The organism is Rhizobium sp. SL86, from assembly GCF_026672545.1.
In the GTDB taxonomy this organism is placed as follows: domain Bacteria; phylum Pseudomonadota; class Alphaproteobacteria; order Rhizobiales; family Rhizobiaceae; genus Neorhizobium.
Genome location: NZ_JAPPRJ010000001.1, coordinates 2,173,811 through 2,194,310, shown reverse-complemented (window position 1 = coordinate 2,194,310; position 20,500 = coordinate 2,173,811). Strand labels below are relative to the sequence as shown.

Genomic DNA, 20,500 nt, shown 5'->3' with positions numbered 1-20,500 from the left:
TCCCTCCTAGAAACCGAGCCAGGGGCCAAAGGTGCGGAACGGCAGGCCGAGGCCATACGTGAACACCAGCAGCGAGAAGACGGTCAGCCCCGCCGACAGCACGACAGCCATCAGAGGCGTCATGCGGGTGGAAGCAAAGGACGCAACGAAGGCGGCCAGGAACAGGGCGGGGACGAAACCCAGCCCGCGCACGGTAAGGCCGAAGAAGATCGGTGCCGGCAGGATGAAGATCAGCCCGCGCCACGCAATCGTGCCGATCGCCTCGTGCTCCACCTTGAAGGCATGCACCACGATGGTGGCACCGAGCAGGATCAGCGCACCGGACAGGACAAGCGGAAAATAGCCCGGCCCCATGCGGAAGGCGGTCCCGAGTTCGAGATCCAGCGACTGAAGCGCAAAGAATAGCCCGAGGCCGACGAACAGTGCGCCGCAAAGCGCATTGGTTCTGTCAATGCGAATGGATTTCATGGGTTCCCCCGGAAGAAGAAAGACAGGACGCGGCCCCTCGCCGCGCAACGTCGCCCGTTTGGACGAAACGTTTCAGGCTCGACAGTCGCCCGGTGACACAGGCACCGGGCGACTGGAGGAATGCCTTCGATCGGCAGATGCCGGCGCCGATCAGTCGGCGTACTGGCCGGCAGCCTGGATCACCGGCTTCCAGCGGGCAATCTCGCCTTCCAGCTTGGTCTTCAGCGCAGCCGGTGTTGCCTCGGCCTCAGACGACGGCGCCGTGCCGAGTTCGGCAAAACGGGCAGCGACGTTCGGGTCCTTCAGCGCGACCTTGAGCGACTTCGACAGCCGTTCCGTCACGTCCGCCGGCGTACCCTTCGGTGCGTAGATGCCGTGCCAGATGCCAACTTCGAAACCCGGCAGACCGGCTTCGACCGCCGTCGGCACGTCCTTCATCACGTCGAGGCGCTTCGGCGAGGTGACCGCATAGGCCTTGATCGTGCCGCCCTGGATCTGTTTTGTCGTGTTGGTGGTCTGGTCGCACATGATATCGACCTGACCGCCGAGCAGATCGGTCATCGCCGGGCCAGTACCCTTATAAGGCACGGTGACGAGCGGGGTCTGGATGGCGCTCATGAACATCATGCCGCACAGGTGCGAGGCAGCACCGATACCGGCATTGGCTACCGTCACCTTATCCTTATTCGCCTTGGCATAGTCGATCAGGCCCTTCAGGTCCTTGGCGTCCATGTCCTTGCGGGCAACGATCGTCATCGGCACGTCGGTAACGAGGCCGACATATTCGAAGGCGTTCAGCGTGTCATAGGCGAGCTTGCGGTAAAGCGTGGCGCTGGTCGCCATGCCGATGTGATGCAAAAGCAGCGTGTAACCATCGGCTTCGGCATTCGCGACGCGTCCGGCGCCGAGCGTACCGCCGGCACCGCCGACGTTTTCGATGATGATCTGCTGGCCGAGATCCTTCGACATGGATTCGGCAACCAGACGGGCCACCGTATCGGTCGGGCCACCGGCCGAGAAGGGAACCACCATGGTGATCGAGCGCTCGGGATAACCGGCAGCGGCAGAGATCGTGGACGAGAGGGCGACAGCAGCAAAAGCGGTCGCGCAGGCAAGGGCCTTGAAGAATTTCATCGACATCCTCCTCAGATGAACCAAGCCAGTCGCCGCGGCTCCTCCCGGGCGACCTGGTAGCATCATCTGCATCTTCCGGAAGAGCCTGCGCAACGCAGGCGATCCGGCGAGAGTGGCCGTAACGAGAGTTTTGCGCCGCACCATGGGTGGAAATCGAAACATCGACATGCTGGCGCGGGTGGAATTCCACCCATTCCCATTTCTGGGAGTTAGTCCTCAAGCTCGCGTAAACTCTCCGGCGAGAGCAGCTTCTTGTCGAGACCGTATTTCTGCATCTTTTCGTAGAGCGTCTTGCGGCTGATTCCGAGCTGTTCGTAGACGGGTTTCAAGGAGCCGCCATGCGCGGCAATGGCACTCGCCAGGATGTTGCGCTCGAAGGCGGCGACACGATCGGCAAGCCGCCCGCTTTCCGGTTTGACGAGCGCACCGCCATCGCCGGGGCGCATGTCGAGGCCCAGCACCAACCGGTCGGCGGCATTGCGCAGCTCGCGCACATTGCCCGGCCAGTCTTTCTGCGCCACCGAGGCCACCACCTCCTGCGGCACGTCCATGTCCTCGCGGCCATAACGCGCACAGGCCTCGCGCACCAGCTGCAGGAAGAGAAGCGGAATATCGGGCCGGCGCTGGGCCAGCGACGGCACGCGCAACGTCGCGACATTCAGCCGGTAGAACAAATCGGCCCGAAACCGCCCCGCCGCCACCTCCGCTTCGAGATCCACCTTGCTGGTGGCGATGAAACGCACATCAAGCCCCACCGTCTCGTTGGAGCCGAGCCGCGTGATGACCCGCTCCTGCAGCACGCGCAGGAATTTTGCCTGCAGATCGACCGGCATCGAGCCGATCTCGTCGAGCAGGATGGTACCGCCGCGGCCATGTTCGAACTTGCCGTAACGCGGGCGAAGCGCGCCGGGAAAGGCACCGGCTTCGTGGCCGAAGAGTTCGCTTTCGATCAACGTTTCCGGAAGGGCGGCACAATTGATGGCGATGAAGGGCCGGTTCGCCCGCGGGCTCACATCGTGCAGCGCGCGCGCCACCACCTCCTTGCCGACACCGGTATCGCCGATCACCAGCGTATCGGCATCCGTCGCGCCTATGGCGCGGATCTGGTAGCGCAGGTCCACCATGCCCTGGGTGCGCCCCGGCAGCCGCGATTCCAGATCGTCGCGCTTGCCGGCAACGGCCCGCAAGCGCCGGTTTTCCAGCACCAGCCCGCGCCGGTCCATGGCTCTGCGGATCACGCCGGACAGATGTGGCGTGGTGAACGGTTTTTCAATGAAATCATAGGCGCCTTCGCGCATGGCTTTGACCGCCAGCTGCACATCGCCATGGCCGGTCACGAGGATCACCGGGATTTCCGCATCGAGCTCGCGGATGTGCTGCATCAACGTCATGCCGTCGATGCCGGGCATACGGATATCACTCACAACAACACCGTCGAAAGCATAACCGATGAGTTCCAGCACCTGGTCGGCACTCGCCAGCGTCTGCACGGAAAGGCCGGACAGTTCCAGAGCCTGCGCGGTGGAGCGGCGAAGCTCCTCCTCGTCATCCACCAACAGAACCCGCTGCATGCCTACTCCGCCGCCTGTCCGATCGCTCCGGATGCCGCCTGCAGTTCGATCGCAAAGACGGCACCGCCGTCCGGATGATCGCTGACGCTGAGGCTGCCGCCGAAATCCTTGACGATATTATAGGAGATCGAGAGGCCGAGCCCCAGCCCCTTGCCCACACCTTTCGTGGTGAAAAACGGATCGAAGATCCGCTCACGGATGGAGGGCGGCACGCCGGGACCATGATCGCGGATCAGGATCGACACCTTATCCGCCTCCTGGCGGACGCTGAGCGTGATCTCGCGGTTCCCCAGTCCCTCGACCGCATCCGCGGCATTGGTGATGATGTTGACCAGCACCTGCTGCAGGCGCACGAGACCCGCCTCGACCACCGGCGACGGCGCCTCCATCTCGACCGTCACGGTGGCATCGGCAGCCTTGAGCCGCGCCGCGACGATTTCCATCGTATCGCGGATCACCTCGTCCAGCACCACCGGCCCGAGCTTCTCGTTCGGTTTGCGGGCAAAGTTGCGCAAGTGCCGGGAAATCGAGGCCATGCGGTCGATCAGCGCGGAAATGCGGCGGATATTGTCATTGGCCTCCTCCAGCCGCCCGCGCTCGATCAGCACGGCGGCACTGTCGGTATAGGTTTTCGCGGCGGCAAGCGGCTGGTTGAACTCGTGTGAGAGCGCCGCCGACATCTGGCCGAGACCGGCCAACTTGCCGGCCTGGATGAGGTCCGCCTGGGTCTGCCGCAACTGCTGTTCGGTGAGGCGCCGTTCTGCGACTTCCTCCTCGATGCGCTGGTTGACGCGGGCAAGATCGGCGGTGCGCTCCTCGACACGCCGCTCCAGCTCCACCTGCGCGGAGGCCTGCATCTGCAGCCGCTCGGCAAGCCGCGCCCGCCGCTGCATCAGGATCGCCACCCCGAGCCCTGCCAGGCAGAGTAGAAGAAGCCCCGCCACCGTGACCGTCTGTGCCTGCGCGCGGGCAGAGGCCGTATCGATCAGCACGTTGACCGTCCAGCCGGCCTCCGGCATCAGCTGCGAACTGACAAGATACTCCCGCACGCCGTCCCCTTCCGAGACCGCCATCAGGCGATGGCCGGCCTCGTTGCGTTCGGTGATCGACAGTTCCTGCAGCTTTGCGTCGGAATATCGGCGCGAGGCTTCGGTGCGGGCCAGCCGCTCGGGCGTCAGCGGCAGGATGGCGCGGTAGAGCCATTGGGCCGTGCCGGTCATGAAGATAATGCCTTCTGGATCGGACACGAAGATGCGGGAATCCCCGCCCACCCAGGACGCCTCGATGAGATCGATATCCACCTTGAAGACGATGACGCCGAGGATCTTGCCGCCGATCTCGATGGGCGAAGAAAAATAGTATCCGCGTTTCGCCGAGGTCGTGCCCAGCGCATAGAAGCGCGACTGGGCGCCCGCCGCCGCCTCCTGAAAATAAGGCCGGTAACTGAAATTCTGGCCGATGAAGCTGGTCGGCAGGTCGTAATTGCTGGCGGCGATGGTCTCGCCGTCCATCGTCATCATGTAGATATCGGAGGACTTCAGCAGAGCATTGATGCCGCTGAGGTAAAGATTGGTGTCGTGGCGCAGGATCGGATCGTTGGGAGACTGGATCAGCGCCTCGATGGCCGGCTGGTCGGCAATCAGCGCCGGCAGCGGCTCGAAACGCCTCAGATGCCCCTCAAGGGCGGAAACAGCAAGACGCAGCGTCGTTCCACCCTGATTGGCCGCCTCATCGAGGTAACGACGCAAAATCACGTCTCCGCCGTGCAGCGCGAAGAGTACCCCCAGCAACAGGAAGCCGGACAGCGCCAGCAGAAACCGTTTCCTCAAACACAGGTCCTCCCACCTAAAAGCCAGTTCAACCCATCTTTCGGCCAGTGGCAAGCCTGCCCCGCTTGAGCGCTCGCCGGTAACCATTCATTCACCATGGGATCGGCTGATCGGGCCGCGTTTAGAAGCTGAAAGGATGCAACCTCTATGGATGAGGGGACACCCTGTCCATGATGGAACAAGCGCATGTGTGGTTTCGCCGGCTTTTTCAGCACAGACATCCGCCCCGAGCAGGCGCGCGACCTGCTTTACCGGATGGGCGGGGCGATCCGCCATCGCGGGCCGGACGAACGGGGCATCTGGCTGGATGGCGAAGTGGGGTTGTCGCATGTCAGGCTGTCGATCGTCGGCCTGGACGATGGACAGCAGCCGATGACACGGCCGGACAGCGGCCTGTCGATCGTTTTTAACGGCGAGATCTTCAACTATGTGGAACTGCGCGACGAGCTGAAGGCGAAGGGCGAACGGTTCGTCACCGGCAGCGATACGGAGGTGATCCTCGCGCTGTACGAGGCCTATGGCGACGACTGCCTTGCCCACATGAACGGCGATTTCGCCTTCGCGCTGTGGGATGGCCGGAAACGGCGCATGCTGATGGCCAGGGACCGCATGGGCGTGCGTCCGTTGTTTTATACGCGAACACCGGGCGGCGGGCTCGCCTTCGCCTCCGAGGTGAAGGCGCTTCTCGAACTGCCGGGCATGGTGGCGGAACTCGACCCCTTCGCACTCGACCAGATCTTCAGCCTCTGGGCACCGCTTGCACCGCGCACGATTTTCAAGGGCATTTGTGAGCTGGAACCAGGCCAGCGGATGGTCTTCGAGAACGGCCAGTTGGATATCCGCCCCTACTGGACGCTGGATTTTCCCGACGCGGGTGAGGAACCGCCGCGCCGTGAGGACGAGGCGCGCGAGGAGGTGCTGGCGTTGCTCACCGATGCGGTGCGGCTGCGCATGCGCGCCGATGTGCCGGTCGGCGCCTATCTGTCGGGCGGGCTCGATTCCTCGCTCGTCTGCGCCCTGGCAGCCCCCATGGCGGCGGGCGGGCTCAACAGCTTTTCCGTCACCTTCGACAGTGCCGAACACGACGAAAGCGCCTTCCAGCGCGCGGTGGCGGAAGCGCTCGCCACACATCACCACGCTGCCGCCTGCGGGCCGGATGATATTGCCCGCGTCTTCCCCGCGGTGGTGCGCTCTGCCGAACGGCCCATGCTGCGCACCGCCCCGGCACCGCTCTATTCCTTGGCGGGACTGGTGCGCGAGAATGGGATGAAGGTGGTGCTGACCGGCGAAGGCGCCGACGAGGTGTTCGGCGGCTACGATATCTTCAAGGAAGCCAAGCTTCGGCGCTTTTGTGCAAGGCAGCCGCAATCGCACCGCCGACCGCTGTTGTTTCGCAGGCTCTACCCCTATCTGCCCGGCCTTCAGACCCAGACGCCGGATTATCTCGCCGCCTTCTTCGGCATCCGGCAGGACCGGCTGGACGATCCGCTCTATTCACACCGCCCGCGCCTGCGCAGCACGGCGGGCACGAAACTCTTCTATTCGGATGCGCTGGCCACGGAGTTGAAGGGTTATGATGCGGCAGAAGACCTCGTCTCGCGCCTGCCCGACCGGTTTCGCCGCTGGCATCCACTGCACCAGGCGCAATATCTGGAAAGTCGTTTCCTGCTGCCCGGCTATATTCTCTCCAGCCAGGGCGACCGTATGGCCATGGCACATGGGGTGGAAGGCCGTTTTCCCTATCTCGATCACCGGCTGGTCGAGCTTGCCTGCCGCCTGCCGCCCGCCCTCAAGGTGAAGGGACTGACGGAAAAACACATTTTGCGCGAGGTGGCGCGCGATCTCCTGCCACCGGTCGTCGGCAACCGGCCCAAGCAACCCTATCGGGCGCCGGACAGCGCCTCCTTCATGGCGAGCGATGGAGTGCGGCTTGTCGACACGCACATGTCCGGGGAGGCGATCGCCGCGGCCGGCCTCTTCGAACCGCGCGCCGTGGAGAAACTCGTCCGCAAGGCGCGGACGCAACCGCTCGCGGGCTTTCGAGACAATGCCGCCTTTGTCGGCATTCTCTCGACGCAGATCTGGCTCGATACCTTCACAGCCCGCCGGGAGCGTCGGGCACAGTCGGCCTAAAATGCCGTCCGTCGGGATCAAATGACGACCGCACGTGGTTGTGTCTTCGTGAACAAAAACGAAGGAGAACGTCTGATGGCCAATGCCAGCTCGAAACACATCGGCGCAGGCGCCCAGGGCAAACAGAGCGGAACGGGCGCGATGACGGACATCGACAAGGAGAAGCTTCCCGACAACATGGTGCTCTCCAACCGGGACAAGGCGCAGCATTCCCGCGAGCGGGGTCTCGACAGCAAGATGGTCCAGAACGACCAGTACCAGGATCACGAAGCCAACCACCTCGATCAGTAAGGCCTCATATATCAGGCCTTACCGGCCTCTGGCGGTTGCAAATGTCGTCGATAGGCGTAGTCTCTCATTATCGTCGGCTGATGGATCGGGGCGCCGACGGCTGGAAGACGCAAGAGCTTTCGCCCTCCTGGTCAGGAGGTGAACGTGAAGCCTGATACGACCGACATCATACTGGAACCGCGGGACCTTGATGTCCTGCAAGCCTGTTTCGATGCAGTCCGCCGCGAACGCGGCCTTATCAAAGACGACGTCGCTGCGACAATCGCGGCGCAGATGATCGAGCTCTACCAGACCGGCATCCGCGACCCGCGGGAGCTCAGCCAGCGGGTTATGCTGTAAGCCCGTCGTGGTAGAACGGCAGATCAGAGGATCAGACCGCCGGCCCAGTCGGCGGTCTTTATCGTCTGGGCTCAGCGCCTCGCCTGCAGGTCGCGCTCGTCGCGCATCAGATAAAGACGCGTGACGGTGTCAATATGCGCTTCGAGCCAATCCGCCATGGCGATTTCCTCTGTGATGATCTGCTCGAAAACCTGTCTCGCCTCCTGATCGCCCAGTTCATCGGCAGCAGCGATCAGGACCCTGTAGGTGGCAATTTCCGTGTGCTCGAACGTGTAGGCGGTCATGCTGGCCTTCACCACTTCCGCCGCAGAAAAGAGCGTGCCGACGCCTTGCGCGGCCGCTGTCAGCCGGCTGGTGATGTCCTTCAGCATCGAACTACCTTGGGGAGTCCGGTCCAGGAGTGCCTTCAGCGCCTGCTCCTGCGCCTCCGTTTCCGCCAGATGACGCTGCAGACGCGCCTTGAGATCCGGATAGCTCTCGATGCGGCCGATCTGGCTGCGCAACAGGCTGATCGCCTGTAGCTCCATCGCATGCGCATCGCGCAGCCAATCGAGAAAATGATCAGCGGAGTGGGTCATGTCGTGAGCCTCCTTGTGACCGTTGGTCCCCGGCACTGTTGATCGAACGTCTCGGTGGCATGCGGGTTCCCCTTTCGAGAGAGAAGGCATGAACAGGGGAACGTTTGCTGTTCGGGGATGTTGGTAAATCAAGAACAGGGAGATACGTATGACCTCACCCAGAGAACCCAGCGAACAGCCCCCAATGCCGGCACCCGTCTGGACACCCGAACCTCCGATCAAGGAGCCGGAACCCGACAGGCTTCCGGATGAGACACCCGTGCCGAACCCGGACGAGACACGCGAACCGCCGATGCAGGCGGCCGCAAAGCGAACCGGCGGTCGGCACGACCTCGGTTAGCCGCCGGAACCCATTGGCAAGTTTGAACGTTCTGGACTTCATCAGTCTCGATGAGGGTGGAACACGTGGATATGCAGGCTTCTGAAACAATCGCCGCAGCAAGAATTGACCGATCACCGATCATAAGCCCCGGCCGCAACAGCTGGCGTATGGCACGCGCCGACAAGGCAGCTTTCCTCATCGACGGCGCAGACTATTATCGCCGGCTGGACCAGGTGCTCGCAACAGCCCGCCGTTCGATCCTGATTGTTGGCTGGGATTTCAATCCGGACCTGCGTCTCAGGCCGGAAGAACCCGGCGCCCCGACGCTTGGTGAGATCCTCCGTCGGCGGGTGGAAACGGAGAGCGAGCTCTTCGTGCATATCCTCGTCTGGGGCATGGGGCCCATCTATTCCGGCAAAAGTCTGAGGCTCTTTAAGAAAAGCGGCTGGTGCGATCACCCGCGCATCCGGCTGGAATTCGATTTCCGCCATCCGGTGCGCGCCAGCCACCACCAGAAAATGGTCTGCGTCGACGATGCGATCGCCTTTCTCGGCGGTATCGACCTGACCGCGCGCCGGTGGGACGACCGCGAACATGCGCTGCAGAACGATCTCCGCTGCTCGCCGGACGGCACCTGTTATGGCCCCGTTCACGACATCCAGTCGATCGTGGCAGGTGATGCCGCACGCCTGGTGGGCGACGCCTGCCGCAAACGCTGGAAAGCGGCAACGAAGGAGGTGCTGGGTGCAGTTACCAGCGATGGCGAGGGCGCAGAATGGCCGGCGGATCTGCAGCCACACCTTGTGGACTGCCCCTGCGCGCTGGCGCTGACCGAACCTTTGCGCTGGAACGGACGGCGCGGACGCCGAGAGGCCGTCCAGCTGACGCATGACGCCCTGCGTGCCGCAGAAAAGCACATCTACATCGAGTCCCAATATCTCGCCTCCTTCAGCATCGCCCGAACGATCCTTGAGCGGCTGCAGGAGAGAAACGGCCCGGAAATCGTCATTCTGGTGACGCAGGAATCGCACGGTTTCCTGGAAAAGGTGATGATGGGCAACAACCGCAACCGGTTGATCCGCCGGCTGAAACGCCAGGACCGGCATGGCCGCCTTCGGGTCTATTTTGCCGTCAACGGGGATAACGCCGGCACCGAGCGCGAAATCGTCGTACACGCCAAGCTGATCATCATCGACGACCGTTTCGTCCGGGTCGGTTCTTCCAATCTCAACAATCGGTCCGAAGGTCTCGACACCGAATCCGACCTTGCTTTCGAACCGGTGACGGGTGGTGGCCGCAAGGCCCTGCTCGACCTGCGCAACGATCTGCTGGCCGAGCATCTGGCAACGACACCGCAGGAGATAGCTGCCGCCATGACAGAAACCGGCTCGCTGATCCGCACGATCGACCGCTTCAACACGCGGCCTCGCGGTTTGCGTGCCTTTTCGATCGATCTGCACAAGGGAGAGACGGGCTCCATTCCCGGCACCTCGCTTGCCGATCCGCGTCGGCCGTTCTGGCCCTATTGGCAGCTGAAGATCGGCCTGCGCTGGGCGATGTCACGCCTGACGCGAAGCCTCCTGTAACGGCATCGGCGGCTGCCGGCGGAAATAGGCCTCGCTGATCAGAAGCAGCGGCACACCGATCATCAGCGGAATGAAATAATAAAGCACACGGAAGGCCACCAGCGCGCCGATGGAGGCGCTGGCTGGCAGGAGCACCAACATGGTCGCTTCCAGCACGCCGAGCCCGCCAGGAACATGGCTCAGCATGGCGGCGATCGTCGCCGTCACATAGGCGGAGGCCACCTGCATGTAACCGACATCGGTGAAGGTGGTGAGCAACTGGTCCAGTGCGCCGGCGACGCAACCGAAATTGACGGTGCCGACGGAAATCTGCGCGAGACACATCGGCGTCGTCGGCATCTCCATCCGAAACGAACGGATCTTCAGCGGCGGACGCCCCCAGATCGAGCAGATCACATAGGCGACCGGATAGGCCAGAAAGGCAAGACCAAGCCAGAACCGGGCTTCCGGCCCGAGCTGCAACATCGCCTCTCCCGTCGGCGGCATCAGAAGCAGCGTGATGCCGGCCAGCGTGCTGAGACCGAGCAGCACGGTCGCGCCACAGAACAGGATGACCTTTGCCACCTCGTCCGGCGTCAACCCCCAGCGCGTATAGAACCGGTAGCGCACGGCGCCGCTGGAAAGAGCAGCGCCCCCGACATTGTGACCGATGGAAAGCGCCGTGAAGGAGGCGAGCGCCGCGCGCGGATAGGCCTGTGGCTTGCCGACATACCGCAGCGCCAGAAAATCGAAGCCGGAAAGGCAGGCATAAGAAGCCACGACAAACAGCGAGGCGGTGAACAGGCGCAGGCCCGGGATCATTGCCAGCGAGGTCTGTACTTCTTCCAGGCTGTATCGGCTGAGACTGCGATAGACGAGTATGATCGCAACACAGATGATGATGGCAATGCCGACCCTGATGATAAGCCGCGTCACGAGCGCTCCCGATGGTGATGAGCCGGTTGACCGGCTGCTGGTCATGTTCTGGTCATCGAGGGAACGAATGCCGAGGATAAGGGGTTCCCACGCTCATGACCGAACATAACCCTCCTACGCTCTCGCCCGACGGACGGACCATCCGCATCCTCAGCTACAATGTTCACAGTTGTGTGGGCACCGACCGCAAGCTCGATGTCGGCCGTGTTGCCGACATGATCGCGACGCTCGAGCCGGACATCATCGGCCTGCAGGAGCTGGATGTCGGCCGGCGCCGCAGCGGCGGCGTCGACCAGGCCGAGGAAATCGCCCGCCGGCTGAAGATGGATTTCCATTTCCATCCGGCCCTGACCCTTGAGGAAGAGCGTTACGGTGACGCCCTGCTGACGGCGTTTCCGATGCGTATCGTCAAGGCTGGTGCCCTGCCATCGATTGGCGAACCCCGCGGCGCCCTGTGGACGACGGTGGAGGTCGCCGGCAAGGCGGTTCAGGTATTCAACACCCATCTTGGACTGTTGCGCCGCGACCGGCTGAGGCAGACAAAAGCCTTGACTGGCCCCGAATGGCTGAGACACCCTCAGACCGACGGCAAACCGCTGATCCTGATCGGCGACTTCAATTCTATTCCCTCGTCGGCGCCCTACCGGCTGATTTGCGAACGGTTTGCCGATGCGCGGCAGCAGACGGGCCGCCTGCCGGCGCCGACCTTTCCGGCGCGCTGGCCGCTGCTGAGGCTCGACCATGTCTTCGTCAGCGGCGGGCCGAGGATCATCAAGGCCGAGGCAATCTCGACGGCCGCCGCCCGGCGCGCCTCCGATCATCTTCCCTTGCTGGTGACCGCAGAACTCTGAGCCGGCGCGCAAACGTCGCGCCGGCGCTCTTCGCTGAAAAGCCAGGTGGAACGACGGTCAGTTGCCGCTGCCCTTGTTGTGTTCGCTTTCCTGATTCACCCCGCGCACGATCGAGGGATCTTCAGTCAAAGAGACGTCCGCCACGCGGGGATTGATACTCGCCTCGCCCTGACGGAACGCCTCGCGCGCCGCGGGATCGCGATCGAGATCGGCGCGCGCATCAAAGTCCGGCGGCGCATTGCTGGTATCGATCCGCTTCTCGATGATGTTGCGCTGCTGCTGATGGGTCTTGTTGCCTTGCATCATATTCTCCTCTGTCAAGGGTGCGAGCGACCACGCTGATCGGGGTCGATGCCGCCCTGTGGCGTCGTATCGTTCATCACATCGCCTTCGAGACTGTTTTCGCCTTCGACAAGATCGTTTCCTTCGCGACCGTTCAGGCCCGGCGACTGCCCGATGCCCGGATCATGATCGAGGTCGCTATCGCTGGGTCGGCTTGGCTTGAGGTGTTTGTTGCCCGACATGGAAATCTCCCTTGTCGTTAATGCTTTGCGACGAACTTGTTGAAACGGCTGGTCTTCCCGTCCTTCGTCTCGTCCTGATAAAGGAAGGACAGATCGTTCTCGTCGAAGATGGAGAAAAAGTCCTCCCATTCGATCGCCTCCAGATTGTCCTCCGGCTTGCCGAAATCGACGCGAAGGATACCGCCCTCCTTGGCGCCCTTCACCCGTGCCGGGTGGCCGCCGCGCTCTTCGATCCAGCGCTTGATGGTCTTGTGGTCTGTCGTTTCAACGGCTTCGCTCATGGCCATCCTCCTTTCTGTCTGAAGGTCGAACCGCGCCACCACAACGAAGGTTCCGCATTTATGACACTGCGTTTGGAACGATTGCCGGCCGCCCCTGTTCAGCAGAGGTTGTCAGCCTGTGCCATAGCAGCGACAGCGTCCAAGAACCTCCCCGCCTTGGCGCCTCCTTTGACAAGGAGGCGCCCTTTCTTTCTGCTGTGACAAATGGCCTGCTACTCTATATTCGGCTGCGGCAATCGCCCTCATTGTGCCTTGCACGGTCGACCGCCAATTTGTCTTTCATCAAGGTTTCGGCTGCGGCCGGAATGGCAAGAGAAAGCGAGTGCGCCATGTTCGAGAGTTTCGACGCCACGATACTGGCCCGGATCCAATTCGCCTTCACGGTCTCCTTCCACATCATCTTTCCGGCCTTCTCCATCGGTCTCGCCAGTTATCTGGCGGTGCTGGAGGGCCTGCATCTGTGGACGAAGAAACCGGTCTACATCGAGCTTTTCGATTTCTGGAAAACCATCTTTGCGCTCGCCTTCGGCATGGGGGTCGTCTCGGGCATCGTGATGTCCTACCAGTTCGGCACCAACTGGAGCGTCTTTTCCGACAAGGCCGGCCCAGTCATCGGACCGCTGATGGGTTACGAAGTGCTCTCCGCCTTCTTCCTGGAAGCGGGTTTCCTAGGGGTGATGTTGTTCGGCCGCAAGCGCGTCGGGCCGGGTCTGCATTTCTTTGCGACCCTGATGGTGGCCTTCGGCACGCTGATGTCGGCAACCTGGATCCTCTCGGTGAATTCCTGGATGCACACGCCGGCGGGTTTTGCCATGAACGATGTCGGTCAGTTCGTGCCGACCGACTGGTGGGCGGTGATCTTCAATCCCTCCTTCCCCTATCGTTTCACGCATATGGTGTTGGCGGCCTATCTGACGACCGCGCTCGTGGTCGGCTCTGTCGGCGCCTATCACCTCCTGCGGCGCACCGCGCCCTTGCGGGCCGGCACCATGTTCTCCATGGCCACGGGCATGATCGCCGTCGTGGCGCCGCTGCAGATCGCAGCCGGTGACGCGCATGGCCTCAACACGCTCGAACACCAGCCGGTAAAGGTCATGGCGATGGAAGGCCATTTCGACAGCCATCCGGACGGCGCGCCGTTGATCCTCTTCGGCATCCCGAACCAGGCGGAGAAGCGGGTCGATTACGCGATTGAAGTTCCGAAACTGTCGAGCCTCATCCTCAAACATGACCTGAACGCCCCGCTGAACGGCCTCGATACGGTGCCGGACGAATTGGAGCCGCCGGTCGAGATCGTCTTCTTCTCCTTCCGCGTCATGGTGGCACTCGGTTTTGCCATGCTGGGCCTCGGACTCTGGAGCCTCTACTGTCGGTTCAAGGGCACGCTTTACAGCAGCGACTGGCTGCATCGTTTTGCCGTGGTGATGGGGCCTGCCGGTTTTGTCGCCGTGCTTGCCGGCTGGATCACCACCGAGGTCGGCCGTCAGCCTTACACCGTTTACGGGCACCTGATGACGGCGCAATCCATCTCGCCGATTTCGGCGCCTGCCGTCGCCTCCTCGCTGATTGCCTTCATCATCGTCTATTTCCTCGTCTTCGGCGCCGGCACCTTCTATATCCTGCGCCTGATGGGTCGGCTGCCGCGCGATCCGCACGGCCATCTGGGCCAGGGTCCCATCCGCACCGCCGGCATCACGCCGGCACCCGGCCTGCCCGACAGTCCGGGCGGCGCCCACCATCACAGCGGCCACGGAGGTGCCCATCATGGCGCTTGATCTTCCCTTCATCTGGGCGGCCCTCATCGCCTTTGCGGTTCTGGCCTATGTTGTGCTCGACGGTTTCGATCTCGGCATCGGCATTCTCTTTCCCTTCTTTCGGGAAAAGCGCGACCGGGACGTGATGATGAATTCGGTGGCACCGGTCTGGGACGGCAATGAAACCTGGCTGGTGCTCGGCGGCGGCGGGTTGCTCGCCGTCTTTCCGCTGGCCTATGCGACGATCCTGCCCGCCCTGTACGCGCCGATCATTGCGATGCTTCTGGCCCTGATCTTCCGCGGCGTGGCCTTCGAATATCGCTGGCGCACGAAAAAGGCAGAGCGCCTGTGGGACTGGGCTTTTGCCGGCGGATCGAGCGTCGCGGCCCTGATGCAGGGTATTGCGCTCGGCGCGCTGGTGCAGGGCATCGACGTTCAGAACCGCGCCTATGCCGGCGGCTGGTGGGACTGGCTGACGCCGTTTTCGCTGCTGACAGGCCTTGCCCTGCTGGTCGGTTACGCGCTGCTCGGCGCGACCTGGCTGGTCATGCGCACGACGGGCGAGTTGGCCGAGCGGGCAAGGCATTACGCGCTGCTGGCAGCCATCGCGACGATTGCCGCCATGGGTGCCGTCAGCCTCTGGACGCCCTTCCTGAAGCCGGACTATCTCGACCGCTGGTTCCGTTACCCGACCGCGCTTTATACGGTGCTCGTGCCGCTGATGGTGATCGGCTGTTTCCTCGTCATCGTCAACGGGCTGCAGAACAAACACGACACGCGTCCCTTCCTCGCAGCGCTCGGCCTGTTCGTCATCGCCTATATCGGTATCGGGATCAGCTTCTATCCCTATATCGTGCCGACGTCGGTGACGATCTGGGAGGCGGCGGGGCCGGATGAGAGCCTGCTCTTCCTGCTGATCGGTGCCGCCGTGCTGATTCCTGCGATCCTCGCCTATACCGCCTATGCCTATTGGGTGTTCCGCGGCAAGATCGATCCGGAGGAAGGGTATCACTGATGCTCCCGCCCAAGGCTAGACAGATCGGCTGGTTCATCCTGCTCTGGTGCGCGGGCGTTGGCGCCGTCGGCATTATCGGCCTCATCATCAAGATCTGGCTCGGTGCCTGACGGCCAAGACCTGATGCTCAGCGCCGCGTCAGCGCCACGAGATAACGGGCGCTGACCTTTGACGGGTTGAAGAACACACAGGCCTGCGGCGCGCCGAGCTCCAGACAGTCGCCAGCGGAAAGTTCGTGAATGACCTCGCCTTCCGTGAAATCGAGGCGTCCTTCGAGCAGCAGGATCTGCTGGCGCTGAAAGGCAAAGGCCGAGGCCGGATAGGGAACACGCACGCCGGCGGGAAGCGTCACCTCGATCAGTTCCAGTCCGCCACCATTCGCCGGCGAGACGGCGCGGCGCGTATAGCCGGTTTCCGGATCGGTCCAGACCGGCTGGTCGGCTGCTCTTGCCAGCCGCTCCTCCGCCCGTTCCGCCAGCGCCAGAAGCACGGAGAGCGGCAGGCCGAAGGCGCCCGACAGGCGGCCAAGCACGGTTGCCGTCGGGCTCGCTTCGCAGCGTTCCACCTTGCTGATCATCGCCTTCGACACGCCGGAGCGCTCGGCAAGTTCCGAGAGAGACCAGCCGCGGTTTTCCCGCTCCAGCCGGATCCGTCCGGCAATCGCATCAGCAATGACATCCATTCTTGCAATTCCTCAAAATCGTCTCCTATAGTAGACGAAATACAGCTTATAAGAAACAGCATCGGCCTGTATCATTTAACCGGGAGAACCGGAGGGGAACAATGCGCCAGATTCACTTCAACGCCTTTGACATGAACTGTGTAGGCCACATCCAGCACGGGCTCTGGGCCCACCCGCGTGACCAGTCGCATCGCTTCAATGAGATTGCCTACTGGATGGACTACGCCAAACGGCTGGAGGCGGGCCTGTTCGACGGGATTTTCCTGGCCGACGTGGTGGGCGTGAACGACGTTCTGGGAGGCTCCCCCGATGCGGCAATCCGCGGTGCGGTGCAAGTTCCGGTCAACGATCCGATGATGCTGGTGCCGGCGATGGCGGCGGTGACGACCCATCTCGGTTTCGGCGTCACCGCCAACCTGACCTACGAGCCGCCCTTCCTGTTTGCCCGGCGCCTGTCGACGCTCGATCACTTGACCGGCGGCCGCATCGGCTGGAACATTGTCACCGGTTATCTCGATAGCGCCGCGAAAGCCATCGGCCTCGATGCGCAGGCCGCCCATGATGATCGTTACGATCTGGCCGACGAATACATGGAGGTCGTCTACCGCCTCTGGGAGGAAAGCTGGGCGGACGGTTCGGTCCTGCTCGATCGGGCAAACCATCTCTATGCCGATCCGGCCCGCGTGCGGAAGATCAGCCACGCCGGCAAGCAGTACCGCCTCGACGCCATGCACCTGTCCTCCCCCTCGCCGCAGCGCACGCCGGTGCTCTATCAGGCCGGCTCCTCCACCCGCGGACGGCAGTTTGCCGCCACCCATGCCGAATGTGTCTTCGTCAATGGCCAGAAAATCGAGGGCGTGAAAGCAATCGTGGATGACATCCGCGCCAAAGCGGTGAACTATGGCCGCCAGGCGGACGACATCAAAATCTTCATGGGGGCAACGATCGTCACGGGGAAAACGGAAGCGGAAGCCCGCGAGAAATTCGAGGATTATCGCCGTTACGTCAGTTCCGAGGCGGCCCTGGTGCATGCTGCCGCCTCCCTCGGCATCGATTTTTCCAAGTACGATCTCGATGAGCCAATCGAAACCGGCAAGAGCAATGCCATCGTCTCGAATGTCGAGGCGGTGACCCGCAGCGCCGGCCCCCAATGGACGAAGCGCAAGCTTTTGGAGCAGATGGTGCTCGGCAGCCGGCAGGCCCCGATGATCGGCTCGGCAGAACAGATCGCCGATCAGCTCGCCAACTGGAGCCGCGAGGCTGGTATCGACGGCTTCAACCTGTCGCGCACCGTGGTGCCGGAGTGCTTCGACGACATCATTTCGCTGGTCGTGCCGATCCTGCAGGAGCGCGGGCTCTACAAAACGCAATATGCAGACGGCCCGCTGCGCCAGAAACTGTTCGGCGCGCCGCGCCTGCCCGACCGCCACATCGCCGCCGGTTTCCGGCAGAAGGCGGGTTGAGTGGCGGACAACCAGGTCACGGGGAGCGGACGGTGGCAGATGCTGGGCTGGCTGTGCCTCGCCGTCGTTCTGTCGCTCTCTTCGTGGTTTTCCGCCACCGCCGTCGCACCGGAGATGATCCGCGATCTGTCGCTTGGGGCCGGTGCCGGAGCCTGGCTGACGAATGCGGTGCAACTGGGTTTCGTCACCGGCGCGCTGCTCTCCAGCCTCGTCAACCTGCCGGACATCGTGCGGATGAACCGGCTGGCCGCCGCATCGGCAGCCCTTGCCGGGCTGGCGAATGCGGTCCTTTTTTTGGAACCGGGGCTTGCAGGCGCCGTCGCCTGCCGCTTTGTCACCGGCTTTGCGCTGGCCGGCGTCTATCCACCGGCGATGAAACTCGCCGCCACCTGGTTTCAGAAGGGACGCGGGCTGGCGCTCGGTTTCGTCATCAGCGGACTGACGGCGGGCTCGTCCCTGCCGCATCTGTTCCGGGCCCTGACCGCCACGCTTGACTGGCGGGCGGTGGTGGCGCTTGCCTCGCTATCCGCGCTCGTGGGTGCCGGCTTGTTTCTCATCGTCGTGCGCGAAGGCCCTTATCCCTTCTCGCGCGCGATGTTCGATCCGCGCCAGATCGGCCAGGTCTTCCGCAACCGCAGCCTGATGCTGGTGAATGCCGGTTATCTCGGCCACATGTGGGAGCTTTATGCGCTCTGGGCCTGGCTGCTCGCCTATCTCTCCGCAACGCCCACCGTCTTCACGGGCAATATCGCGGGCACCGGATCGCTCGCCACCTTCGCAGCACTCACCGCCGGCGTCATCGGCTGTATCGCGGGCGGTGTCCTCTCCGACCGCTTCGGCCGGGCCGTGACAACAGCTGGCATGATGCTCGCGTCAGGCACCTGCGCGCTTTTGGTTGGTTTCGTTTTCGACGGACCGGTGATCCTGCTGATGCTGGTCGTCATCGTCTGGGGCATGACGGTGATCGGTGATTCCGCCCAGTTTTCCGCCGCCGCCACGGAGCTGTCCGACCAGCACCTGGTCGGCACCGCGCTCTCCCTGCAGATGGGGCTCGGCTTTGCGCTGACAACGATCAGCATCTGGCTGATGCCGCAGCTCGCAGAGCTGCTGGGCAGCTGGCGCTGGTGTTTTGTCTTCCTCGCGCCCGGCCCCTTCCTCGGGGCCTGGGCGATGCTTCATCTGCGCCGCAGCCGCCGGCTGTCTTGAGACCGTTCAGGCGTCGCCTTAAACACCCCGCGTCGGAATGCGCTTTTCGAGAAGCCGGAAGGCGTAGACCAGCATGCCGGTGAGGCAGAGATAGATCAGCGCCAGCAGCAGCAGCGGCTCATAGGTGAGGAACGTCTCCTGCCGCACCCGGGAGATGATGGCATAGACATCGACCACCGTGACGGTCGCCACCAGCGGCGTCGATTTCAGCTGCAGCACGGTCTCGCCCGTCAGCGTCGGCAATGCCCGATGGATGGCGCGTGGCAGCCAGATGCGGCGAAACAGCGTGAAGCGGCTCATGCCAAAGGCGCGGCCGGCCTCCAGCTCACCTTTCGGCACACCGGCGAAGGCGCCGCGCATGACTTCGCCTTCATAGGCGGCAAACGAGATCATCAGCGCGGTGAAACCATAAGGCCAGGCCTGGCGCAGATAGGGCCACAGGAAGGACGAGCGGATTTCCGGAAACTGGGCAAACAGCGATCCCAGCCCGTAATAGAGCAGCCAGAGCTGCAGAAGCAGCGGCGTGCCGCGGATCAGCGTACAGAAACCGCGCGCCAGAAGCGCCAGCGGCTTCGGCCCCGTCACCTGCACAAGGCCGAGCGGCACGGCAAACAGGAAACCGACGATCGCCGTCGAAAACAGCATCAGCAGCGTCTGCCCGACGCCATAGACCAGCCGTCCCTGATAGCGTGGCAACCAGTCCCAGCGCATGAACCAGGCGACGCAGAAAATCAGACCGGCAAAGATCAGCATCAGAACGATGCGATGCGGCTCGAACAGGCTGCGCGCCTTGGGCGCCACATAGGCCGCGGGTGCCTGCACCTCGCTCATGTGGCACCTCCCGGTCGGACCATGCCGCGCAGCGCCCGTTTTTCGATCAGTCCGATGACGAGGTTGGAGATCAGCGTCACGGCGAGATAAAGCGCACCGGCGGCCAGGAAGAAGGTCATGTAGGCTTTGGTCGTGCCGGCCGCCTGGCGGGTCACGAGCGTCAGTTCGGCAAAACCGACAACGGCGAGAAGGGCTGTATCCTTCGTCGCGATCAGCCAGAGGTTCGACAGGCCCGGCAAGGCAAAGGGCAGCATGGCCGGTAACGTGACACGGCGAAGCGCAAGCAGCGGCGACATGCCATAAGCGCGCGCCGCCTCGATCTGGCCCGGCGGAATGGACTGGATCGCCCCGCGCAGCACCTCGGTGGAATAGGCGCCCTGCACCACGCCGATGACGAAGATGCCGGCGGCAAGTCCGCTGATATCGACGGAGGGCAGGCCCAGCAGTGCCATCACCTCGTTCACCACATCGGTGCCGGCATAATAGAGGATAAGGATCAAAACGAGTTCCGGCACGCCGCGCACGACGGTCGTATAGACCTCGAGCAGGTCGCGCAGAACCGGCCCGCCCCACAGCTTGCCGGCAGCACCACCGGTGCCGATCACAAGCCCGAGCAGGAAGCCGCCAAAGGCCACCTGCATCGATGCGGCAAGGCCGGCCAGCAGCACGCCGCCCCAGCCGGGCGAACCGATGGATAGAAGTTGGAGCGTGGCGTCCATCAAAACGC

Annotated in this window: 22 protein-coding genes; 10 read left to right on the top strand and 12 right to left on the bottom strand. The window is 63.1% G+C overall.

Translation table 11 applies throughout. The annotated features are described in order from the left end of the window. Window positions 1–6: 6 nt before the first annotated feature. From OU993_RS10800 to OU993_RS10785, 4 genes are all read right to left on the bottom strand, one after another. Window positions 7–468 carry a tripartite tricarboxylate transporter TctB family protein gene (locus tag OU993_RS10800; RefSeq protein ID WP_268156928.1) on the bottom strand — a complete coding sequence of 154 codons (462 nt, stop codon included), beginning with the start codon at window positions 466–468 and terminating at the stop codon, window positions 7–9. A 150-nt stretch (window positions 469–618) separates the two neighbouring features. Then, window positions 619–1,602 carry a tripartite tricarboxylate transporter substrate-binding protein gene (locus tag OU993_RS10795; protein WP_268156926.1) on the bottom strand — a complete coding sequence of 328 codons (984 nt, stop codon included), beginning with the start codon at window positions 1,600–1,602 and terminating at the stop codon, window positions 619–621. Window positions 1,603–1,811: 209 nt separating this feature from the next. After that, window positions 1,812–3,173: a sigma-54-dependent transcriptional regulator gene (locus OU993_RS10790; RefSeq protein WP_268156924.1), complete on the bottom strand. Its 1,362-nt coding sequence runs from the start codon at window positions 3,171–3,173 to the stop codon at window positions 1,812–1,814. Window positions 3,174–3,175: 2 nt separating this feature from the next. Beyond that, window positions 3,176–5,002 carry a sensor histidine kinase gene (locus OU993_RS10785; RefSeq protein ID WP_442792904.1) on the bottom strand — a complete coding sequence of 609 codons (1,827 nt, stop codon included), beginning with the start codon at window positions 5,000–5,002 and terminating at the stop codon, window positions 3,176–3,178. A gap of 186 nt (window positions 5,003–5,188) precedes the next feature. Here OU993_RS10785 and asnB point away from each other — a divergent pair, with 186 nt between their 5' ends. The 3 genes from asnB (at window position 5,189) to OU993_RS10770 (ending at window position 7,765) form a co-directional block, all read left to right on the top strand. After that, the gene (gene asnB, locus OU993_RS10780) at window positions 5,189–7,135 is read left to right on the top strand and encodes an asparagine synthase (glutamine-hydrolyzing) (RefSeq protein ID WP_268156922.1); all 1,947 of its coding nucleotides are present in this window, start codon (window positions 5,189–5,191) and stop codon (window positions 7,133–7,135) included. A gap of 75 nt (window positions 7,136–7,210) precedes the next feature. Continuing rightward, on the top strand, window positions 7,211–7,426 hold the full coding sequence (locus tag OU993_RS10775) for a hypothetical protein (RefSeq protein ID WP_268156920.1): 216 nt from the start codon (window positions 7,211–7,213) through the stop codon (window positions 7,424–7,426). Between the two features lie 144 nt (window positions 7,427–7,570). Continuing rightward, window positions 7,571–7,765, top strand: coding sequence for a hypothetical protein (locus tag OU993_RS10770; protein WP_268156918.1), 195 nt, complete (start codon window positions 7,571–7,573; stop codon window positions 7,763–7,765). Between the two features lie 71 nt (window positions 7,766–7,836). Here the strand turns inward: OU993_RS10770 and OU993_RS10765 are convergent, their stop codons facing one another. After that, entirely contained in the window at window positions 7,837–8,343 is a 507-nt protein-coding gene (locus tag OU993_RS10765; RefSeq protein ID WP_268156916.1) for a ferritin-like domain-containing protein, read from the bottom strand. A 148-nt stretch (window positions 8,344–8,491) separates the two neighbouring features. Here OU993_RS10765 and OU993_RS10760 point away from each other — a divergent pair, with 148 nt between their 5' ends. Further along, complete coding sequence (locus OU993_RS10760) at window positions 8,492–8,683, top strand: hypothetical protein (RefSeq protein ID WP_268156914.1); 192 nt, start codon at window positions 8,492–8,494, stop codon at window positions 8,681–8,683. A gap of 149 nt (window positions 8,684–8,832) precedes the next feature. Beyond that, entirely contained in the window at window positions 8,833–10,251 is a 1,419-nt protein-coding gene (locus tag OU993_RS10755; RefSeq protein WP_268156913.1) for a phospholipase D-like domain-containing protein, read from the top strand. Here OU993_RS10755 and OU993_RS10750 read toward each other — a convergent pair. After that, window positions 10,225–11,166 (bottom strand): UPF0104 family protein, encoded by a 942-nt coding sequence (locus OU993_RS10750; RefSeq protein WP_268156911.1) that lies wholly within the window; start codon window positions 11,164–11,166, stop codon window positions 10,225–10,227. The genes OU993_RS10755 and OU993_RS10750 overlap by 27 nt on opposite strands. A 95-nt stretch (window positions 11,167–11,261) precedes the next feature. Between OU993_RS10750 and OU993_RS10745 the strand changes: the two genes are divergently transcribed. Continuing rightward, the gene (locus tag OU993_RS10745) at window positions 11,262–12,017 is read left to right on the top strand and encodes an endonuclease/exonuclease/phosphatase family protein (RefSeq protein ID WP_268156910.1); all 756 of its coding nucleotides are present in this window, start codon (window positions 11,262–11,264) and stop codon (window positions 12,015–12,017) included. 57 nt (window positions 12,018–12,074) lie between these two features. On the opposite strand, the gene OU993_RS10740 is transcribed toward OU993_RS10745, so the two are convergent. The 3 genes from OU993_RS10740 to OU993_RS10730 are packed head-to-tail and all read right to left on the bottom strand — an operon-like array spanning window position 12,075 to window position 12,822. Then, window positions 12,075–12,320, bottom strand: a complete 246-nt coding sequence (locus tag OU993_RS10740; RefSeq protein ID WP_268156908.1) for a hypothetical protein — start codon at window positions 12,318–12,320, stop codon at window positions 12,075–12,077. 14 nt (window positions 12,321–12,334) lie between these two features. Continuing rightward, window positions 12,335–12,541 carry a hypothetical protein gene (locus tag OU993_RS10735; protein WP_268156906.1) on the bottom strand — a complete coding sequence of 69 codons (207 nt, stop codon included), beginning with the start codon at window positions 12,539–12,541 and terminating at the stop codon, window positions 12,335–12,337. A 17-nt stretch (window positions 12,542–12,558) separates the two neighbouring features. Beyond that, complete coding sequence (locus OU993_RS10730; RefSeq protein WP_268156904.1) at window positions 12,559–12,822, bottom strand: hypothetical protein; 264 nt, start codon at window positions 12,820–12,822, stop codon at window positions 12,559–12,561. A 329-nt stretch (window positions 12,823–13,151) separates the two neighbouring features. On the opposite strand from OU993_RS10730, the gene OU993_RS10725 reads away from it, so the two are divergent. Continuing rightward, window positions 13,152–14,597, top strand: a complete 1,446-nt coding sequence (locus OU993_RS10725) for a cytochrome ubiquinol oxidase subunit I (protein WP_268156902.1) — start codon at window positions 13,152–13,154, stop codon at window positions 14,595–14,597. Next, window positions 14,587–15,591, top strand: a complete 1,005-nt coding sequence (cydB, locus tag OU993_RS10720; RefSeq protein ID WP_268156900.1) for a cytochrome d ubiquinol oxidase subunit II — start codon at window positions 14,587–14,589, stop codon at window positions 15,589–15,591. Before OU993_RS10725 ends, cydB begins: the two co-directional genes overlap by 11 nt. Before the next feature lie 127 nt (window positions 15,592–15,718). Here the strand turns inward: cydB and OU993_RS10715 are convergent, their stop codons facing one another. After that, on the bottom strand, window positions 15,719–16,273 hold the full coding sequence (locus OU993_RS10715) for a helix-turn-helix domain-containing protein (RefSeq protein ID WP_268156899.1): 555 nt from the start codon (window positions 16,271–16,273) through the stop codon (window positions 15,719–15,721). Between the two features lie 101 nt (window positions 16,274–16,374). On the opposite strand from OU993_RS10715, the gene OU993_RS10710 reads away from it, so the two are divergent. Together OU993_RS10710 and OU993_RS10705 are read left to right on the top strand one after the other, a co-directional pair. Then, window positions 16,375–17,736, top strand: a complete 1,362-nt coding sequence (locus tag OU993_RS10710; RefSeq protein WP_268156897.1) for an LLM class flavin-dependent oxidoreductase — start codon at window positions 16,375–16,377, stop codon at window positions 17,734–17,736. Continuing rightward, complete coding sequence (locus OU993_RS10705; protein ID WP_268156895.1) at window positions 17,737–18,942, top strand: MFS transporter; 1,206 nt, start codon at window positions 17,737–17,739, stop codon at window positions 18,940–18,942. It begins immediately after the preceding gene. Between the two features lie 18 nt (window positions 18,943–18,960). On the opposite strand, the gene OU993_RS10700 is transcribed toward OU993_RS10705, so the two are convergent. Further along, the gene (locus OU993_RS10700) at window positions 18,961–19,773 is read right to left on the bottom strand and encodes an ABC transporter permease subunit (RefSeq protein WP_268156893.1); all 813 of its coding nucleotides are present in this window, start codon (window positions 19,771–19,773) and stop codon (window positions 18,961–18,963) included. Next, complete coding sequence (locus tag OU993_RS10695) at window positions 19,770–20,492, bottom strand: ABC transporter permease (RefSeq protein ID WP_268156892.1); 723 nt, start codon at window positions 20,490–20,492, stop codon at window positions 19,770–19,772. The genes OU993_RS10700 and OU993_RS10695 overlap by 4 nt, the downstream gene beginning before the upstream one ends. Between the last annotated feature and the right edge of the window lie 8 nt (window positions 20,493–20,500).

Excerpts from the sequence above, each read along its gene's own strand:
- OU993_RS10800 (WP_268156928.1), bottom strand. The coding sequence starts at position 468 with ATGAAATCCATTCGCATTGACAGAACCAATGCGCTTTGCGGCGCACTG.
- OU993_RS10795 (WP_268156926.1), bottom strand. The coding sequence starts at position 1,602 with ATGAAATTCTTCAAGGCCCTTGCCTGCGCGACCGCTTTTGCTGCTGTC.
- OU993_RS10790 (WP_268156924.1), bottom strand. The coding sequence starts at position 3,173 with ATGCAGCGGGTTCTGTTGGTGGATGACGAGGAGGAGCTTCGCCGCTCC.
- asnB (WP_268156922.1), top strand. The coding sequence starts at position 5,189 with ATGTGTGGTTTCGCCGGCTTTTTCAGCACAGACATCCGCCCCGAGCAG.
- OU993_RS10775 (WP_268156920.1), top strand. The coding sequence starts at position 7,211 with ATGGCCAATGCCAGCTCGAAACACATCGGCGCAGGCGCCCAGGGCAAA.
- OU993_RS10765 (WP_268156916.1), bottom strand. The coding sequence starts at position 8,343 with ATGACCCACTCCGCTGATCATTTTCTCGATTGGCTGCGCGATGCGCAT.
- OU993_RS10760 (WP_268156914.1), top strand. The coding sequence starts at position 8,492 with ATGACCTCACCCAGAGAACCCAGCGAACAGCCCCCAATGCCGGCACCC.
- OU993_RS10755 (WP_268156913.1), top strand. The coding sequence starts at position 8,833 with ATGGCACGCGCCGACAAGGCAGCTTTCCTCATCGACGGCGCAGACTAT.
- OU993_RS10745 (WP_268156910.1), top strand. The coding sequence starts at position 11,262 with ATGACCGAACATAACCCTCCTACGCTCTCGCCCGACGGACGGACCATC.
- OU993_RS10740 (WP_268156908.1), bottom strand. The coding sequence starts at position 12,320 with ATGCAAGGCAACAAGACCCATCAGCAGCAGCGCAACATCATCGAGAAG.
- OU993_RS10735 (WP_268156906.1), bottom strand. The coding sequence starts at position 12,541 with ATGTCGGGCAACAAACACCTCAAGCCAAGCCGACCCAGCGATAGCGAC.
- OU993_RS10730 (WP_268156904.1), bottom strand. The coding sequence starts at position 12,822 with ATGAGCGAAGCCGTTGAAACGACAGACCACAAGACCATCAAGCGCTGG.
- OU993_RS10725 (WP_268156902.1), top strand. The coding sequence starts at position 13,152 with ATGTTCGAGAGTTTCGACGCCACGATACTGGCCCGGATCCAATTCGCC.
- cydB (WP_268156900.1), top strand. The coding sequence starts at position 14,587 with ATGGCGCTTGATCTTCCCTTCATCTGGGCGGCCCTCATCGCCTTTGCG.
- OU993_RS10715 (WP_268156899.1), bottom strand. The coding sequence starts at position 16,273 with ATGGATGTCATTGCTGATGCGATTGCCGGACGGATCCGGCTGGAGCGG.
- OU993_RS10710 (WP_268156897.1), top strand. The coding sequence starts at position 16,375 with ATGCGCCAGATTCACTTCAACGCCTTTGACATGAACTGTGTAGGCCAC.
- OU993_RS10700 (WP_268156893.1), bottom strand. The coding sequence starts at position 19,773 with ATGAGCGAGGTGCAGGCACCCGCGGCCTATGTGGCGCCCAAGGCGCGC.
- OU993_RS10695 (WP_268156892.1), bottom strand. The coding sequence starts at position 20,492 with ATGGACGCCACGCTCCAACTTCTATCCATCGGTTCGCCCGGCTGGGGC.